General features: G+C 45.0%; 12 protein-coding genes. 7 read left to right on the top strand and 5 right to left on the bottom strand.

Features of this window, described 5'->3' with window-relative positions; all coding sequences use genetic code 11:
* Positions 1-6 precede the first annotated feature (6 nt).
* The 3 genes from AC1DXF_RS17760 to fbp form a co-directional block, all read right to left on the bottom strand.
* On the bottom strand, positions 7-843 hold the full coding sequence (locus AC1DXF_RS17760; protein ID WP_477450064.1) for a universal stress protein: 837 nt from the start codon (positions 841-843) through the stop codon (positions 7-9).
* A gap of 347 nt (positions 844-1,190) precedes the next feature.
* Complete coding sequence (locus AC1DXF_RS17755) at positions 1,191-1,919, bottom strand: acyl-CoA desaturase (protein ID WP_477450063.1); 729 nt, start codon at positions 1,917-1,919, stop codon at positions 1,191-1,193.
* Between the two features lie 390 nt (positions 1,920-2,309).
* Positions 2,310-3,338 carry a class 1 fructose-bisphosphatase gene (gene fbp, locus AC1DXF_RS17750; protein WP_477450062.1) on the bottom strand — a complete coding sequence of 343 codons (1,029 nt, stop codon included), beginning with the start codon at positions 3,336-3,338 and terminating at the stop codon, positions 2,310-2,312.
* Positions 3,339-3,777: 439 nt separating this feature from the next.
* Between fbp and AC1DXF_RS17745 the strand changes: the two genes are divergently transcribed.
* From AC1DXF_RS17745 to AC1DXF_RS17715, 7 genes are read left to right on the top strand one after another with little or no spacing between them, the layout of a single operon-like run.
* Positions 3,778-4,944 (top strand): iron-containing alcohol dehydrogenase, encoded by a 1,167-nt coding sequence (locus AC1DXF_RS17745; protein WP_477450061.1) that lies wholly within the window; start codon positions 3,778-3,780, stop codon positions 4,942-4,944.
* Between the two features lie 6 nt (positions 4,945-4,950).
* Positions 4,951-5,883: a dihydrodipicolinate synthase family protein gene (locus tag AC1DXF_RS17740; protein WP_477450060.1), complete on the top strand. Its 933-nt coding sequence runs from the start codon at positions 4,951-4,953 to the stop codon at positions 5,881-5,883.
* Positions 5,880-6,926, top strand: a complete 1,047-nt coding sequence (pdxA, locus tag AC1DXF_RS17735) for a 4-hydroxythreonine-4-phosphate dehydrogenase PdxA (RefSeq protein ID WP_477450059.1) — start codon at positions 5,880-5,882, stop codon at positions 6,924-6,926. Before AC1DXF_RS17740 ends, pdxA begins: the two co-directional genes overlap by 4 nt.
* On the top strand, positions 6,923-8,074 hold the full coding sequence (locus tag AC1DXF_RS17730; protein WP_477450058.1) for a four-carbon acid sugar kinase family protein: 1,152 nt from the start codon (positions 6,923-6,925) through the stop codon (positions 8,072-8,074). The genes pdxA and AC1DXF_RS17730 overlap by 4 nt, the downstream gene beginning before the upstream one ends.
* 12 nt (positions 8,075-8,086) lie before the next feature.
* Positions 8,087-9,670 carry a sodium:solute symporter family protein gene (locus tag AC1DXF_RS17725; protein ID WP_477450057.1) on the top strand — a complete coding sequence of 528 codons (1,584 nt, stop codon included), beginning with the start codon at positions 8,087-8,089 and terminating at the stop codon, positions 9,668-9,670.
* Between the two features lie 32 nt (positions 9,671-9,702).
* A complete protein-coding gene (locus tag AC1DXF_RS17720) occupies positions 9,703-11,127 on the top strand; it encodes a sialate O-acetylesterase (protein ID WP_477450056.1) in 1,425 nt (474 codons plus the stop codon).
* Position 11,128: 1 nt separating this feature from the next.
* Positions 11,129-13,456: a DUF5703 domain-containing protein gene (locus AC1DXF_RS17715; RefSeq protein WP_477450055.1), complete on the top strand. Its 2,328-nt coding sequence runs from the start codon at positions 11,129-11,131 to the stop codon at positions 13,454-13,456.
* Positions 13,457-13,847: 391 nt separating this feature from the next.
* Here AC1DXF_RS17715 and AC1DXF_RS17710 read toward each other — a convergent pair whose 3' ends face one another.
* Positions 13,848-15,893, bottom strand: a complete 2,046-nt coding sequence (locus AC1DXF_RS17710; protein WP_477450054.1) for an aceric acid hydrolase — start codon at positions 15,891-15,893, stop codon at positions 13,848-13,850.
* A 346-nt stretch (positions 15,894-16,239) separates the two neighbouring features.
* A complete protein-coding gene (locus AC1DXF_RS17705) occupies positions 16,240-19,647 on the bottom strand; it encodes a glycosyl hydrolase (RefSeq protein ID WP_477450053.1) in 3,408 nt (1,135 codons plus the stop codon).
* Positions 19,648-19,656: the final 9 nt, after the last annotated feature.

Raw genomic sequence — 19,656 nt, 5'->3', positions numbered from 1 at the left:
ACATGATTAATGATGAGCAATAAACAAAGGCATATCTACATCTTCCATAAGTCTATCGGCCATGCTGGATCTGAACCAGCGGGAAGCGCCGCTGCGCTGATAGGCCCCTAAAACGACCAGGGCGTTCTTGCGGCTGTTTTTAAGATAGGCAATCAGCTCTCCTTCGGGGTCGCCGTTTAAAAGTGTGTAGGTTGCCGCGGGGTAATGGCATGCGATGAATTCCTTCACCAGTATCTCATCAGGGAGTTCGGCCATATCCCGGGCATCCGCCACCGTAACCACTTCGGTTGCTTTGCTACGCAACCAGGGCATCATATAGTTAAACATTTTTATAGGGTGCACCGCCGCCGGTTTCCCATCATACAACAACAACACTTTTTCAATTTCCCGGTAATGCCGTGGGATGATCATGACCGGGCACTGAGTCCCCGCCAGTAATTCCCGGATAAAATGCGTCGGGCGATGATCAGGTAAATAGCTGAATGTTTCACCAGCGCTAATCAGCAGCAGGTCGCTATAGATACTTTCCCTAAGCACTTCCGGCACTGCAAAGCTCGGATCATGGTGTATGGAATAGCTGATGTGTGCTTTTTTGCAGGCCTCTTCAAAAATATCTACTGATTTTATCCTGGTTTCTTTATCCTTTTCCAGAAGGTGTTTCATTTTTACTGATGAATAGCCGTGGCTCCCGATAAGGTCATTCATGCTATAACTGTTATAGAGAAAAGATTCAAGGAACACACCTGATAGTAACGCCTTGCTGCTTTCGGCCAACTTGATTCCATAAGCCAATGTGCTGTCAGCAAATTTCAAACCGTCGAATACCGCGCTGATTTTTTTCATGATTTCCTGACATCTACAGAGATAAACAGTAGCTGGGCCACTTTTTAAATTGGTTGGTTTATAATTACAAATATTCCCGAAATGGTTGAATTAGGTAATGACGTCCTGCGTGGAAATAAATGACCTCTATCACTATTCTGCAATAGGGATATGACAACTTGTACCGGATAAACTCTTTCCTGCTTAGCTCATCATTACACCAGGCAATTGGTTTCTTCCACAAAAAGGTTTAGATATTGCTTCTATTAGGGGGTGAAATTTGGGCAGTAATCAGCCTCACCTTCAGATGTTCATCGGCCTTAAACAGTTTTCATTATTAATATTCTCCAGGTCAAAAAACCACTATCTTAAGCTTCTCTTAAGGTAATAATGCGCATCCAGTGCATTAGCTTCATAACTGGATAAACAGGATCAAGTTCGAACCATTTCTTGCCAAAATTGGCACTGTTAGGGTGCTTATGATGGTTATTTTGGAATAACTCTCCCAGCATCAAAAAATCAAACGGTGTTGTGTTCTTTGATTTATCTTTATTGTCAAAATTCCTGTATCCATACTTGTGGCCGCACCAATTAACAATGGCACCATGAATAGGCCCCATCATAAAATGTACCGGCAGTAATAAAAACATCCACCAATGCGTTGCAAAAAAAATATAAAAGCAGGTATAGGCCGCGCCAAAGAGCAGCCTCGATAATATAGAAGAACCCATGCGGTCAACTATTGGCCATTCGGGGTAATGCCCCGGAAATTGTGCTTCGGGATCCTTTGTCCGTTTTACGTAATCGCCGAAGGTTTTAATAGTATGCTTCATCATTTGATAAACATCTGTAAAAAAGTGCGGCGAATGCGGATCCTTTTCTGTGTCGCTGAAAGCATGGTGCTGGCGGTGCATCATGGCATATGCCCGCGGGTTTAAAAACGAAGTGCCTTCAAAAAGATAAGCCATTAAATAAAATATCCGCTCCCAGAATTTATTTGTAGTAAACATTCGGTGCGAAGCATAACGGTGCTGGAAAAAAGTTTGAAAGAATAGCGACAGAAACCAGTGCGCTATAAAAAAAATAAGTATGGTCATAAAAATGGCATTAATAGCAGTAGATAACAGGCATGGCTTTTCCGCGACTGTTGATGGGATTAGAAAACAGAGAGGGTATGTTTCACTGTTGGCCTGAATTTACCTGGTGGGACCATATGCATAATGATTAAGCTGCATTTGTTATTAAACCGGTAAAAGTTTGTGGGTGTTGCGCCAGAAACAGCAGGTACTTGGTAAATCCCTAAGGATCACCTTATAGATTAAACTGTAAACGGGATTATTTATTGTGGCATAAGCAGCATTTGCTACATAATAAAAAAGCACCCGCCATCAAAGGAGGATGCTTTACGGTAAGTTTATGTCTCCCGGTCAGCTGTCTTTTATTAAAATGCAGATCATTAATACAACCTCTTAAACAAGCAATTTACGCTAAACCGGCACGGCAACACTTTTAGGCGAAAAAGAATTCATAAACTCCTGCGCTTTTTTTACCATCAGTTTTGACCCTATAAAAATAGCCGATCGCTGATGCAGCTCTTCTACCTCGATATCCAAAATCCTGTCGTACCCGTTGGTAGCCAATCCGCCGGCTTGCTCCACAATAAATGCCATGGGATTGCACTCGTAAACCAGGCGAAGTTTCCCGTTTTTATATTGGGCAGTGGTTGGATAAATAAATATTCCACCTTTTATTAAATTGCGGTGAATATCGGCAATCATTGATCCGGTATAGCGGGAAGTATATGGGCGGTTGGTTTTATCATCTTCTACCTGGCAATATTTAATATACTTTTTAACACCTTCGGGCAAGTGGGTATAGTATCCTTCATTTATCGAATAAGTATTTCCTTCGGCAGGAATGCTCATTTCCGGGTGCGACAGGCAAAACTCTCCAATAGATGGGTCGAGTGTAAAACCGTTTACGCCTTTACCCGTGGTATATACCAACATGGTAGATGATCCGTATATTACATATCCTGCTGCAACCTGTTCGGTACCATTCTGCAAAACATCCTGAAGTGTTGCCTTACCTTCGCTTGATTTTCTGCGGTATATAGAAAATATGGTACCTACGCTCACATTTACATCAATGTTGGACGAGCCGTCTAAAGGATCAATAGCCACGATGTACTTGGCGTTTTTTGATATCTCGGAGTCGATATAAATGTGTTCCTCATTCTCTTCAGAAACAACAATACAACATTCCCCACCACTTTGCAGCGCCGAAATAAATTGCTCGTTGGCATAGATATCCATTTTCTTCTGCTGCTCGCCATGCGAATTGGTTTCGCCTGTTTCGCCAATAATATCAATTAGTCCGGCTTTATTAATTTCACGGTTCACTATTTTTGCCGCTATGCCTAAATCCCGCAAAAGCCGCGAAAGTTCGCCTTTGGCATACGGAAAATCGGCTTGCTTCTCTATAATAAATTGTCCTAAGGTTTTTACTGTTTTCATATAGATTGTTGTTAGTTTGAAAATAATGACACGCTTTGAGCGCAAAGCAGTGTTATAGGTAAAAAATGCGTCAGACGATGCCGGCGGCTTTTATTTAACACCCGGCAATTAGCTATTTATTTGCTATAACTATCTAAAAACCTTTCACTAAGGTAGACTGCGACAAAAACGCAACTGTCATGCACTGTCTTACAACGTAGGCTCCTATACTCCGGGGCATTCCCGGCTAATCAATTGTTTTTATACTTAAAACTCAAATATTTCACCTTACTTTATTACCAGCGCCTTATTATGTTTAGATAAGATCGTACAATAATTTGATAACAGATAGATAAAAACCATATCCGTCTTTACACATCTTTGTTTCATACCAAGTATACAGCCGGGCCCCTGCTTTCAAGGGTGTGGTTATCAATTTTCAACAGCGTATATCTATATAATGATACAAACAGATAGTACCCTCAGGAACATAAAGGTAAGGTTTCCGGGTCAAATTATCATCGGAAAAAATTCAATAGTTGAACTGGCCGACGAAATTATTGGTGCGGGGCATGTTCATGTGTTAATCATTACAATTGATGTGCTCTTAACAACCGTCGGCCCGGTTATCAAGCAGTTACAACAACAAAATATCCAGGTACAGGTAAATACATCGATAACCCGCGAACCCTCTTATCACGATGTTGAAAGTTTATTAAAATTTGTAGCCGGCCAGGCTGTAGATGCTGTTATTGGCATTGGCGGGGGCAGTGTGCTGGATATGGCCAAGATTGTAGCCGCGCAAATTGAAAATGATCAAACCATTAATGAAATAACCGGCAATGGTTTGCTCAAGAAACGGGGCGTTAAACTAATATGCGTACCTACCACAGCCGGTACCGGCAGCGAAGTATCGCCTAACGCAATATTGATTGACGATACCGATAATCAAAAGAAAGCAATAATAAGCCCATACCTTGTTCCGGATACCGTTATAATTGACCCGGCATTAACCTATAACTTGCCACCCGAAGTCACGGCCGCTACCGGTCTTGATGCTCTTACCCACTGTCTTGAAGCTTATACCAACATATTTGCACATCCCTTTATTGATATGTATGCCTATGAAGGTATAAGGCTTATTGCAGCCAACCTGGCAAAAGCAGTTAATAACGGTACCCATGAAAACGCACGCGCTCAACTGGCTATTGGCAGTATGCTTGGCGGCTTTTGCCTGGGGCCGGTAAATACTGCCGGGGTGCATGCCCTATCCTACCCATTAGGTAGCATGTTTCACATAGCTCACGGGTTGTCAAATGCATTATTGTTGCCCTATGTTATGCGGTATAACATCATCGCCGCCCCCGCCCGGTATGCGAGTGTTGCCAGGGCATTAGGCTGCAATAGCCTGGATACCGACCTTGAAACAGCGTATGCGGGCGTTGACAAAATATGCGAGCTCATTAAGCAATGTGGTATTCCTCAAAAGCTTAGCGATGTAGGCGTAAATAAATCTGCAATACCCACAATGGCCGCCGATGCAATGAAAATTACCCGGTTACTTAAAAACAATCCCCGCACAATAACACTTAGCGACGCTATAAATATTTATGAGGAAGCTTATTGAAATAAAATGAAACAAAAAAAGAAATACCATGGCTTAGTGGTGCCATCAATAACACCGCTAACCGAAAACTACAAGCTTGATCATGAAGCTGTCGAAAAGATTTTTGACAATATATTCAACTATGGAGGCGTGCCGTTTATATTGGGGACCACCGGCGAAGCGCCGTCGCTGCCTGACGACGTAAAGATTGATTTTATAAAGCTGGCGGCAAGGCTCAAACAGCCCAACAAACTAATCTATGCGGGTATTTCATCAAATTGCGTTACCGATTCCATTGAGATGGCCAAGCAATGCGCCGATGAAGGTATTGATGTGGCGGTAGCCCATGTTCCCGCATATTTTACATTAACAGAATACGAAATAAAAAAATATTTTGAAACCCTGGCCGATAGCATTCCACTGCCGCTTATTATATATAATATACCGGCAACAACCGATGTATCTATCCAGCTAAACCTGCTTAATGAGTTAAGCTACCACGAAAACATTGTTGGCACCAAGGATTCTGAACGGAATTATGACAGGTTGCAGCAATCAATAAAATTGTGGGCAAACCGGCCCGATTTCAGCCATTTTTTAGGATGGAGTGCTCAATCTGCCCACGCAATGTTTACCGGTGGCGACGGCCTGGTACCAAGTACAGGAAACCTGTTCCCTGATATATATTATAAAATAATTGTGGCGGCCGATAACAACGACGAACCATCGGCCTTACGTTCGCAAAAACACGCCAACCTGGTAAGTGATTTGTACCAGGGAAAACGATTATTAGGCGAATCATTAGCTGCTTTAAAATCATTGATGGAAAGTGCGGGGCTGTGCAGCTCATATATGATGCCGCCATTGCAAGGGGTGAGCGACGAAAATGCTATCCAGTTACGGAATGAACTCCAAAAAATCGTGAACCGCGAAAACCTTAATTTACCAATTTACCAATGATCAGTAAAAAACCAATTATAGGCATTACCATGGGCGATCCGGCAAGCATAGGGCCCGAAATAGCTATTAAGGCCCTGCTTACCAAACGATTGTTTGATATATGCAACCCTGTAATTATTGGCGATGCCGCTGTTTTTAATGATATTGTTAAAAGGCTTGACATACAGGCCACCATCAACCCTATAAAAAGCATAAAGGATGCCGCCTTTATTTACGGCGAGCCTGATGTATATGACCTTCAAAATGTTGATATGAGCCAGCTCCGTTTTGGCGAAATATCGGCTATGGCCGGTAACGCGTCTTTTGAGGCCGTAAAAAAAGTAATTGATCTTGCCCTTGCGGGGGAGGTTGATGCCACTGTTACCGGGCCTATCAATAAAAAATCGGTAAACGAGGCCGGGCATCATTTTGCAGGCCATACAGAAATATACGCGCATTTTACAGGCACTAAAAAATACGCCATGCTGCTGGTTGAGGATAACATGAAAGTGATCCACGTTTCAACCCATGTATCGCTAAGGCAGGCTTGCGACCTGGTAAAAACAGACCGCATTGTACAGGTAATTGAACTGCTGCATAATGGCTTGATCCAATTGGGTGAAACCAACCTCAAAATAGGCATTGCCGGTCTTAACCCTCACGCGGGCGATTCCGGCTTATTTGGCACGGAGGACGACCAGGAAATACTGCCAGCCGTACTGGAAGCGCTTAAAGCCGGTTACGATGTAGAAGGCCCTGTACCTGCAGATACCTTGTTTTCAAAAGCTTCAACAGGATATTACGGCGGCGTAGTAGCCATGTATCACGACCAGGGGCATATCCCCTTTAAGCTTACCGGCTTTAAGTGGAACGCGCAAAAACAACAGATGGACAGTGTAAAAGGAGTGAATATTACCATGGGGCTGCCTATTATACGCACTTCGGTTGATCACGGTACCGCTTTTGAGATTGCCGGCAAAGGCGTTGCCAGCAGTGATGCAATGATACTGGCCATAGAATCGGCCGTACAGCTTAGTAAAAACAAGGTAGCGCAAAACGCATGATAGCCGTAATTGCAGATGATTTAACAGGAGCAGCAGAGCTTGCCGGTATTGGCCTTGGTTATCAACTAAAAACCGAGGTTAGCACCGTTGTTGATCCAAACTGTAAAGCCGACCTGCTTATCATTGCAACCAATACACGTTCATTGCCGGAAGCTGAAGCCAGGTACATCATGGCTGACCTTACCATTCAATTGATGTTGCTTAAACCAAGGCTCATCTTTAAAAAAATAGATTCTGTTTTACGCGGCCATATTTTAAATGAAATTGAAAGCCAGTTAGCGGTATCGGGATTAAAAAGGACATTAATTATCCCGGGCAATCCATTCCATGAAAAAAAGATTGTTGACGGCATTTATTATTATAAAGATGAGCCGATACACCTTAGCAATTATGCCCATGATCCTGCATTTCCGGCAACAACATCAAATGTAAAAGAAATGCTTAGGGCCGCCGACCCTATAAGCTTATTAAAAACCGGGGAAGAATTACCGGAAACCGGCATTATGGTTGGTGAGGTATTTGATGAAATTGATTTAAATTATTGGGTTGAACAAACGGATGGCGATACGCTTTTAGCCGGTGCATCAGGTTTATTTAACAGCCTGCTTCAGCATCTGTTCCCTGCACAGCCGGCTGGTTATTCTTATCCAGGCTTGCCAGGCCGGCGCTTGTTTGTTTTTGGCAGCACATTTTACCAGGGCAAACTTGTGGTTAATAATGGCCTCCTGAACAATATAGCTGTGCATTATGTCCCGGCGGCCATCGTTTGCAGCGAAGATGATGACAAGCAAATAATTTATCTGTTTGCCAGTCACGTGGCCACAAGTATTATTCAGCAAAATAATGCTATAATCGCCATAAATCCTGATTCTATCAGCGGCATAAAAATCGATCCAGTTGTATTAAGTCATAAAATAGCTGCCATTGTAAAACAGGTGATCCAATACACCGCGGTAAATGAACTGTTAATTGAAGGCGGTGCAACTGCATGGTCGGTTTTAAGCCGGTTAAATTTTAAAAAAATGTACCCTGTTAACCAGTTAGCTCCGGGTGTTATCCGTATGAGCGTACCTGGCGATACCCAATTATATGTAACTTTAAAGCCCGGCAGCTATGAGTGGCCCGCCCCGCTTTGGGTAACCAATTAATTATACCTGATTATGAAACATGAAACCCTGCACCTGGCAGATTATATTATTATAGCATTAGCACTGGCCATTTCATTAACCATAGGCATAAGGTTTTCAAAAGGACAAAATTCAACCAAAAAATACTTTGTATCGCGCGGCTCAATACCCGCCTGGGCAATTGGCATGTCGCTTATGGCTACGCTCATCAGTAGCGTGACATTCCTGGCCTACCCCGGCGAAGGTTTTTCATCAAACTGGATCCTGCTTGTACAGGGTTTAATGGTGCCCATAGTACTGCTTTTAATAGTATGGTTTATTGTCCCCCTTTACCGCGAAGTTATTGGGGTAAGCACCTATGAATATTTCGAAAAACGTTTTGGCACTTTTGCCCGTTTTTATAGCTCAATAAGCTTTGTATTAACCCATTTTTCAAAAATGGGTACGGTATTTTTCCTACTAGCCCTCGCCCTTGCCAATATGACAGATACCAATACCTACGCCATTATCTGGATCATAGGATTTGTCATTATCGTTATCACCCTCATTGGCGGTATTGAAGCTGTTATCTGGGCCGATGTGGTACAGGGTTTCCTGCTGATAGGCGGTGGCATTGTATCATTTATTATACTCATCTGTTCTATAAAAGGCGGCCTGCCCGAGCTTTGGCATATTGCCAGTATCAATCATAAAAACAATTTCGGCCCCTATACCTGGGATTTCAAAAAGCTCACTTTTATAGTAATGGCCATTAACGGGGTGTTTTATGCCATACAAAAATACGGCACCGATCAAACCATGGTGCAACGTTACCTGACGGCCAAAACAGATAAGGCAGCCATCCGCGCCTCCATAATGGGTGTAGCCCTTACGGTTCCGTTATGGGCGCTTTTTATGTTTATCGGTACGGCTTTGTTTGCTTTCTACCAGCAAAACCCCTTACCTGCAGGCATTAAAGCCGATGCGGTTTTCCCTTATTTTATCATGAGCAAACTGCCTACAGGCGTAGTCGGCCTTATTTTGGCTGCGTTAATATCAGCTGCCATTTCAAGTCTTGGCGCCGATCTGAACTGCCTTTCGGCCATCGGGGTAGAAGATTATTACAAAAAGTTCAGGCCAAATAAAACTGATAAAGAATACCTTAAAGCGGGCAGGTGGATAGTAGTAATTGCAGGTATAGGCGCTATAATGATTGCCTCGCTTTACCTGCTTGCAGGTGATGAGGGGGCTTTAGGTATCGTATTCACCTTATATGCCATATTTTCGGGAGGGATTGCGGGTATATTCCTGTTAGGATTGTTTAGCAGCCGTGCTAACCGACAAGGGGTTAATATTGGTATAGCCGCCTGTATCGTATTTACGGCTTATGCCTTTTTAACATCTACCAAAATTGGCTTAGGTGATCAAAAGCATATCCTGCTCGATCTGGAAGGATACAACTTTAATCAGCATAAATACATGCTGGGTGTTTACAGTCACCTGGTTGTGATCATTGTTGGATCGGTAGCCAGCCTGTTTTGGCCAAAGCCTAATATCAACAAAAACCTGCTTTTCAGCGGCTGGCTCGAAGCTAAACGCGCCAGTAAGATCGGTGAGCAACATGAGGTTACAATTTGAGATTGTTGACCGGCACTCTATAAAAAAAACGAATGAAGAAATTAATCATCCTGTTTGCCCCTATCTTATTTTTATATGCACCTGCGAACGCGCAGGTAAAACTGGCATCCTTGTTTACCAGCAATATGGTATTGCAACAGCAAAGTAATGTACCCATCTGGGGATGGGACAAAGCCGGTTCCAGTATAACAGTAAGCACTTCCTGGAATAAAAAAAGCTATAAAACCAGGGCAAATGCAAGGGGTAAATGGATGGTAAAAATTTCGACCCCAGTATATGGAGGTCCGTATACTGTATCTATCAGTGATGGCAATACTATCAAGCTCGAAAATGTACTTATTGGCGAAGTTTGGCTTTGTACAGGGCAGTCAAATATGGAGATCCCGATGAAGGGTTATAAAAGCCAGCCTATCAGCGGTTCGGTTGATGCCATATTAAGATCGGCAAACAATAATATTCATATCTACACAGTTCCCCGTTCATCTGTAACCGAAGCTCAGGAAAATAGTAAACCGTCCGAATGGCATGTGGCCTCGCCGGAGTTTGTGGCTAATTTCAGTGCCACGGGCTATTATTTTGGCCTCCTGCTTAATGATATTCTGCATATCCCAATCGGCCTTATCAGCGATTGCTATGGAGGCTCAAGCGCAGAAGCCTGGATGGATGCTGAAGGATTAAAAGACTTTCCCGAAATAAAGATCCCAGCCAAAACAGACTCCATTAAAGCGGTATCGCGCACGCCAACAACGCTGTTTAATGGCATGCTTAACCCGGTAATTGGTTATGGCATTAAAGGCTGTATCTGGTACCAGGGCGAATCAAACTACGAACGCCCCGATCAGTATGAAAAACTCTTCCCGGCCATGGTGAAGCGCTGGCGCGAATTATGGCAGCAATACGATTTTCCTTTTTATTATGTACAGATAGCGCCCTATGATTATACCCAGCTTCCACCGTACAATTCAGGCGGCAAATACAACTCGGCTTACCTGCGCGATGCCCAGCGAAAATCGTTAAATATAATCCCCAATAGCGGTATGGCCGTACTGCTTGATGTGGGCGACCAGGCAACCATTCACCCTTCGCGGAAAGAACCGGCCGGTACGCGCCTGGCTTATCTTGCCCTTGCCCAAACATATGGCATCACCGGCTTCGACTATGCAAGTCCGCTGTATAAAACCATGACCATTGAAGGCAGCAGAGCCACTATCAGGTTTGAGCATGCCGAAAATGGCCTGACATCGTACAACAAACCGCTCCAATACTTTGAAATTGCGGGGAAAGACAAAAGATTTTACCCGGCACAAGCCGCTATTTCGGGCAGTACCATTGTGGTTTCATCTCCACTGGTAAAAGAACCTGTTGCTGTGCGTTATGCTTTCAACGATTTTGTAACCGGCGATCTGTTTGGCACCAATGGACTTCCCGTATCTTCATTCAGGACCGACGATTGGTAATATGAAAAACCTGTGGCTGTTTATATTTATATTATGGGGCGATGTTGCCTTTGCGCAAACCGATAAAGGTATTGAGCAATATAATGTTACCTGGACCAGCCAAAGCCAAAATTCAGGCCAATCTATGCCTTGTGGCGGTGGTGATATCGGCTTAAATGTATGGGTTGAAAAAGGCGAACTGTTTTTTTACATAGCCAGCAGCGGTACGTTTGATGAAAATAATGCCATGCTCAAACCTGGCCGTGTAAGGATAAAACTCTCCCCAAATCCTTTTGATGGTACCGAATTTACGCAACAGTTAATGCTGCAAAACGGAGCGGTACTTGTCACAGGGAAAAATGGCGGTATCAACGCAGAAATAAAGCTTTGGGTTGATGTATACCGGCCAGTGATCCACCTGGAGATCAACAGCAATAAAGCCATAAAAACAGAGGCCGCCTTTGAAAGCTGGCGATATAAAGACAGACCTGTAAACGGTGTTGAAAACAACCAGGGCTCCTGGAAATTTGGTGCCCATGGTAATGTTAAAACGCTAAAAGATTCAATCGCTTTCCGGGATGGCGGGATTCTGTTTTACCACCACAACCTTGATTCTACCATATTTGATGTAACTGTGAAGCAGCAGGGTATGGATGCTGTGAAAGACCAGCTGTTTAACCCGCTTAAAAATCTCACTTTTGGCGGTTTAATGTTGGGTAAAAACCTTAAAGCCGCCAGCACTTATAGTGGCAAGTACATGGATACTGATTTTGAGGGCTGGAAACTGCAAAGTATTAATCCTGCCCGCACCCAAAACATAATTATCTATCTTAATACCACACAAACAGCAGCTGTTTCCGAATGGCAAAACAACCTGCAAAAAAGCATACTTGATGCCGATGCCCATCACAAAACCGCCTTGCGACAAACAGCCAATTGGTGGCAGCAATATTGGGACAGAAGCTTTATCTACATCAACCCTAAAAACAACCAGGACACCACTGCATGGCAAACCGGCAAAAATTACCAGTTGTTCAGATATATGCTGGGCTGCAATGCCTACGGGCAATATCCTACAAAATTTAATGGCGGACTATTCACCTACGACCCGGTTTTTGTAAGTGAAAAAACCAATTACACACCCGATTTTCGTAACTGGGGCGGTGGTTTGATGACAGCCCAAAACCAGCGGCTGGTTTATTTCCCAATGCTTAAGAGCGGGGATATCGATATGATGAAACCGCAGTTCGATTTCTACCTGCGCTCTTTACATAACGCCGAACTGCGCAGCCAGGTTTATTGGGGGCATAAAGGGGCAGCTTTTACCGAGCAACTGGAAAATTTCGGTCTGCCCAACAGTGCCGAATATAACTGGAAACGCCCTATTGGTTTTGATAAGGGGTTGGAATATAACCAATGGCTGGAATATACCTGGGATACCGTTTTTGAGTTTTGCCTGATGATGCTGGAAACCGAACGGTATGCTGGTAAAGACATCCACCAGTATATTCCTTTTATCGGGAGCTGTTTAACATTTTTTGATGAGCATTACCAGTACCTTGCCCGTAAACGCGGCAGCAAGCCATTGGATGGCGATGGCCATTTGGTATTATACCCCGGATCAGGAGCCGAAACGTTTAAGATGGCCTATAACTCCAATTCTACCATTGCAGCTTTACAAACCATTACCCGGCGCCTGCTGGCTTTGCCCGATAATTATTTAGACAAAGATGAACGGTTAAAATTAGCCGGATTTTTAAAACGCATCCCTCCTGTTACTTATCATGAAATTGACGGGCATAAGGTACTAACTCCTGCAAAGTCATGGGAACGGGTAAGTAATATAGAGAGCACCCAATTTTATACTGTTTTCCCGTGGGGTATACACGGCATTGGCAAACCAGGGTTAGACATGGCCCTTAACAGCTGGAAATATGACACCCTTGCCATCAAATTCAGGAGTGGTATAGGCTGGAAACAGGATAACATATTTGCCGCCCGGTTAGGGCTGACGAAAGAAGCCGCCGAATTAACCACCTTTAAGCTCAAAGATTCCGGCAGGCGTTTCCCGGCATTTTGGGGACCAGGTTTCGATTGGACACCCGACCATAATTGGGGAGGTTCGGGCATGATTGGTTTGCAGGAAATGCTGATGCAGGTTGACGATAAAAAAATCTACCTCTTCCCGGCATGGCCAAAGGATTGGGATGTACATTTTAAGCTGCACGCACCTTACAATACAACAGTCGAGGGTATTTTGAAGAACGGAAAAGTGGAAAATTTAAAGGTCATCCCGGAGGAAAGAAAGAAGGATATTATACTGATGCTTAAAGTTCAAAAAGCAGAATAGTAAAGTCCGGAAAGAGGGGAAAAAAAGCTTCTCTGTGTAGCTGTTAAACCATAACCTTCCATGCTCCTTTCGCGCACCTTTCAGGTACCTTTTGATGCACCTTTCATGTACCTTTGAGATACCATTGACTACCTTCCGCGCACCGATGAATTTTAATTAAATATCTAAAAATCAATAACTTAACTATATTTTTAATCTTCGGAAGCTTACTTTATTTTTAAAGAGCAACCTATAAACCGGACGGCATACAAATTTACAAAATTCCGGGCTATTTTTAAAATTACCTGGCCTTAAAATTGAACCAACCAAACTTGCGAAGTTTCAAAAACTTCGCAAGTTTTAAATCACCGTTCCCGAAACTGCCTAAAACCTTTCGCCTTTCACCCAAAAGTTACCTATCCAAAGGGATCCATGTTTCCATATCTACGTGGCCACGGTTGCCCCAGGCATAGTAAGGGATCAGCCTTACATCCACAGCGTTTTGTTTTGGGGTTGATACTTCCTTGTAAAGCTCATTCTTCCAATTGGCCTCGCTGCGCACGTCGGCTTTGCCGGTAAGGCTCATGATACTGCTGTTACCAATCATGATCATTTCCGGCTTCAGTTCGTTTTGGGCCGATAAAGCAATATTGAATAGTTTTTGCCCTTTGGCCAGATCGGCCGACTCCAGGCAATACACCACCGGTCCACGTTTCACGGCCACCTGGCTGCGGGTTTCCTCAACCAGTGGGTTAGCTTCCATCATGGTTACCGGCATAGGCAGGTTAAGTTCTATTACCATGCCTTTTCGCCATACTGCATTTAATTGCGTGTATGCACCTGGCGATGTATCCAGCTGCGGTACCGGCTGCCCTGCCATTTTAATACCGGCCCCTTTACACCAACCCGGTATCCGCAGAAAAATGGAAAACGCTTTATCGCCCGGCACATCATCCAAACGAATTGTAATTTTACCATCCCAGGGGTAATTGGTAGTTTGTGTTAGTTTAATTTTGGTACCATCTTTTAACCTGGCTGATAAGGTGTTGCCGCCATACAGGTTAAACCACAGGCCCTTATCGGATATACTATAGGCATAATCGCTCACCTCGGCTATTGTACGTACCACATTCGGCGGGCAGCAATTGGAAAGCTTGATATACCCCACCCTATCTTTCGACCATCGCTGGCTAAATGGCAAATCATCCGAATAGCTCAGCGGATTAGTATACAGGAAATTCCGCCCGCTTAAGCTGATGCCCGATAGTACACTATTGTACAAAGCCAGCTCCATCACATCGGCATATTGGGCTTTGCCGGTAATTTGCAGCATCCGCCAGTTCCATAATACATTACCAATATTGGCGCAGGTTTCGTTATGCGCGGTAAAGTTTGGCAGCTGGTAATCGCGACCATAAGCCTGGTGTACTTTCTGCACATCATTGGGGTTATAGGATGTACCATCGGGCGATACGCCGTCGTACAACGAGCCGCAGCCTCCTGTTATATACATTTTACGGTTTACCACATCATTCCACATTAGGTTTAACGTGTGCATCAGGGTTGTATCACCTGTTTCAGTATACACATCGGCGGCGCCGGCAAAAAGGTAATTGGCCCGCACCGCATGGCCCATAGCCTGGGTTTGTTGTCTGAAAGGGATCCTGTCCTGGTTATCATCGGTACCGTTCTCCATCAGGCCCCTTATATTGATCAGGCTTTTAGCCAACTCAAGATATTTGGGATCGCGCGTTGTGCGGTACATCTCGATCACCCCCATATAATGCGATGGACAAATAGCATTCCGCGCCAGTTCCGGGGATGCCGTTTTGTAGAACTTATAAAGGTAATCCGTTGCTTTTATGGCCACTTTTAACAAGGTGGTTTTACCTGTTGCCCGGTAATGTACGCAGGCTGCCGTCATTAAATGGCCCAGGTTATAGGTTTCAAAATTTAGCCTGTCGTTAAATGCTTTTTCCCTGCCGGTATGCTTGCGCTCCTCAATAATTGTAGGGGTATGAATGTAGCCATCCGCGCGTTGTGCTTTGGCAATCACAGTGATGGTTTTATCCATCAGCTCATCTAATTTAGGATCGCGCGTTGAGGCATACATACTGGCAATCGCCTCAAACAGTTTGTAAAAATCCCCGTCATGAAAGGGCGGCCCTTCATGCGAGCCGGTATCCAGCCCGGCGGCTATCTCAAAATTTCGATAAGCATGGCTGATCTTCGGATCGGTATAAACGCGCCACAGGTTGGGGATCATGGTATCGCGGCAAACTTTAAACCTGTCGGCCCAGAAGCCGTTCGTCCAGGTTACATTCCCCATATCCACACTGCTCAATTGAGCAAATGGGCTTTTACCTGTATTAACCAGCCCCTTGTTTTGAGCATAGGATGTTTTCACCGCTGATGCCAGGCACAATAAAATTCCTGCACACTTCCATATATTTTTCATATTCGATATTTTATTCCTTTTTAATATACTGCCTGTATTGCGCCGAGTCGACTCACCCCGACATCGCTGCGCTCGTCACCCCTCTCTCCGCTTCGCGCATAGAGGGGGTTGAAAATTAAAAAAAAACTCCCCAACCCTCTTTGCGGCGTAAGCCGGAGAGAGGGTCGGCCAGCGCAGCGTAGCCGGGGTGAGTCTTCGCCAGCGTTCAACTTACTTGCTGTACACCTTGCATGTGGGATGCCGAAATAAATTCGGCATGACTACACGTATAGCGAAGAAACCGTCATCCTGAACTTGTTTCAGGATCTCGCAGGACGGTAGCCTGCATACTTACGCATTACCTTCCTTACTGTACCCATACCAACCTCACAGGCCCCAATAAACCGGCGGGCAACAAAGCTTTTCCTTCTAAACGGTATGGCGCATTTGTCCAGGTAATTCTATTTTTTTCGGGTTTGATGTGGTCGCCCATCAGGCGGTTGGCCCAGGTATTGGTTACTTCGATGCTTAGCTTGTTAGTGCCGGGCTTTATTGCCCTGGTTATATTTACCCGATAGGGATAAGTCCAGGCCACGCCGCAATCAATACCATTTACATAAACCTGTGCCATGTTGGCGACCTTACCCAGATCGAGCCATGTTTCGGCCACGACACCTTTATTGATAAAAGTTTGCTTATAGATTGCCGTACCCGAATAATACTTAATACCCTCCTCCTGCCGTTCCGACCAGCTATCCAGCCTTTCAAACATAACAGGCACTGCCGGACCACCAAGCTTGGGGTCAAAACTAAGCTCCCATTGTGGTTTCAGCGTTTGCAATAGCGTTTCCTTTTCGCTTTTAACATGGTGAGCCGCTTTAAGTGGACCAGCACCTTTTTTGAGTACAACAAACACAGACCCGTTTGCCGCGAGTTGCAAAGGCAAAACGGTGCGGCCCTTTATTACCTGCCAATTAGCCGCTAAAACATTTTTGCCGGTTAAAGCATCCCATAGCTCGGGGCTGCTTTTTGTTGATCTTAGGGATAATTCAATCGTCCGTTGTTGCTCTTCCTGGTTAGCTATAAAATAAATATCAAAACCGGGTGCAAGCCGATGTGTCCAGGCGATACCGTCAGCGTAGTTCCCGGCAGCGTCTTTAACTATCACATCGCGCGTTATGCTTATTTTATCAAAAGTTTCCTCTTTATATGGCCCAATTAAAACTTTGCCCCGGGTGGTTTTGTCTTTAGCTGATGTCCATAATGCTTCGCCGGCTTGTTTCACCTGCCGGTCATCGGTCATGCCATTAGCCTTTACCGGTTTGTTATTAATCAGTACAGTTGCGCCATCGTTAACCAATTGCTGCAACTTTTTTACAACCTCCGGCGACATTAAACCCGGATCGGGCGACATGGGATGTGCGCCCGGAATTACCAGCATGGCATAGCTTGCACCGCCGGGGAGCTCAATCCTGCCATTCTTTACTTTGGCCAAACGCAGCAATGCATCCCTGTTAAAAGAATCATAGGCATAACCACGTAAAGGATCAATCCAGTTTTCGGGTAAAGCCATGTTGGCCGAGTGGCTGGCATCTGTGACGCTGCTTACTATCGGTTCGCCTTTGTTAGCCAGCCTTTCGGCTTCCTGTTTTATTCGTTCGGCGCCAAAGATGCCCGGCAAGGTCCCAACTAACCTATCCGGTAAAATAGCCCGGCGTGGTGTTTCTTCACCGGTAAATACGGCTATATCGGTAACAGGGTGTCCCATTTGTAATAGTGCCTGGCATCGCTGAAGATAGTCGAACCAAGCCTTACCGGGTTTCCACCAGGTTTGATCGCGCTGAAAAAACACGCCGATGCCATCCAGGGTCATCCCCGGTTTACGGTCGGGCCAGGGATTATGCACATTTACGTGGAATACCAGGCGGTTAATACCCAGTGCAAAATTGCGGTCGGCCATAGTTTTCAACATGGCCGGATGCTCGTCCCATAATAACCTCAACTCGGTAAATGCCTCTGCCTGGATAATATTTTTACTATAAATATGCCCTCCTGATATTGCATCCAGCATATCATTAGGCTTATCATGTGTAGGGCTGCGGAACCAAAACTCTCCCATCGGGATATCTGCCTTGCTGTAATGCAGCATACCATCGCTTACCATGGTTGGCGCTACGCTTTCGGCAGTAAATTCGCAGCCTTTTTCATGGGCCAGCCTGGCCATGGTGCCATAAAAATTATCAACCAGTAATTCGGCAACGGTTTGCCTTATGTCGCTTAATACCTTTTCAGATATATCGGCGCTTTGCACAGGTACACCCGCCATTACCGGCAGGTAAGGCAGCACATCATACCCCCGGCGCTTTTTAAACTCCCCGGCAAAAACCGGCGACCAGTTTTGGCTGCCGCATTCCCAGCTATCGATATGGAAGATCCTTAGAACCTTTTTTGCAAGATCGGGACCGCCCTGCCTGATGGCCTCGCCAAACCAATGGTCAAATTGTACTTTGGCTGCTTCGGGATTAAACTTATCGCATTCCAAACCGCTGCCTGCACCACCGGTAGCATTGGTATGGCCTGTTGAGGTGTGGCCTATGCGCAGTATAGTCCAGGTGCCTGCCGGTACGTCCCAGTTGAGCTTACCGTCGGGGCTTAATTTATCGGTTAGGTTAATGATCCTGCTTTTATCAACACAAAGTTCAGGGGGCAATTGAGCTGCTGGGGTTCTTTTACTTACCCGCCATACTTCGCCGGTTTTGCTTTCATACTGATGGATCCGCGCTTCGGACGATAACTCAATACCCGATAATTTTAACGTGGGTTTCCACTTGGCAAAGTCAAGGTCCTCGGCACCGGGCTCTGATCCCGCTTTATCATAAACAAACCTGAAATATTTGGCCGTAGTAGCAGGAATTCCGTTAGTGATCTCCGAATCGCCATCCTGCCAGCCATGCCGGGGAGGATTAAGTCTGCCTAAGGACCGGAAGTTTTTGCCATCATCGCTAACCTCGATAAGCAACCGCTCTGCCTGGTAATTGCTGGCTGCAGTATGGATAACCAGTGAGCGGCAGGTAAAAGGTTTTTGAAACTCCAGCTGGATCCAACAGGGCTCATTGCTTGCAAAACTCTTTTTATTGTTTTTTTCTGCAAGATATTGAACATCGGTATTGGCAATACTGGTGCTTACTTTAGGCCCGGCATCATAACTGCTGATGCCCTCACCCTGCGGAGAAGGATAGGCCAGTACTTCGATATCCTTATAATAGTTTTTGTAATGCACCGGGGTTGGCAAGGTATCCCTATAAACTTTACCACCGGCTACTTTAACTTTCGACCAAACCACCTTTTGCATCGATAATTCGGGGGTGATCCATGGCCCGCCTGCAAGCGCGAAGCCATCACAATCATGCATAGCCAGTTTAACGCCTATCCTATCGGCCTCCTGCATGGTAAATTTTACCATAGCCCACCATTCGGGTGTTAATTGTTCAATTGCCGGAGTTAAGTATGGCGGATTTGCGGCTCCTTTTATTGGCATAAGATAAGCGCCGCCAATACCTGCCTGCTTCATAGCCTGCAAATCGGCAGTGATGCCCTCACGTGTTACGGCGGCCTGCATCCAATACCAGAATACCCAGGGCTTCGCGGCCTCGCCGGGGTGCAAAAAAGCTTGTTTTAATTCATCCTTTGCATAGGAAACACTCCGCACCTGGGCCCTGCCCTGCAATGCGATGCAGCAAATACATGTATGAAGTACCAGGATGAATCTTTTCATAAACGTCAG

This window comes from Mucilaginibacter sp. P2_A5, assembly GCF_056404995.1.
Note: the sequence above shows the minus strand (reverse complement) of the source record. Positions and strands in the feature narration are given on the sequence as shown.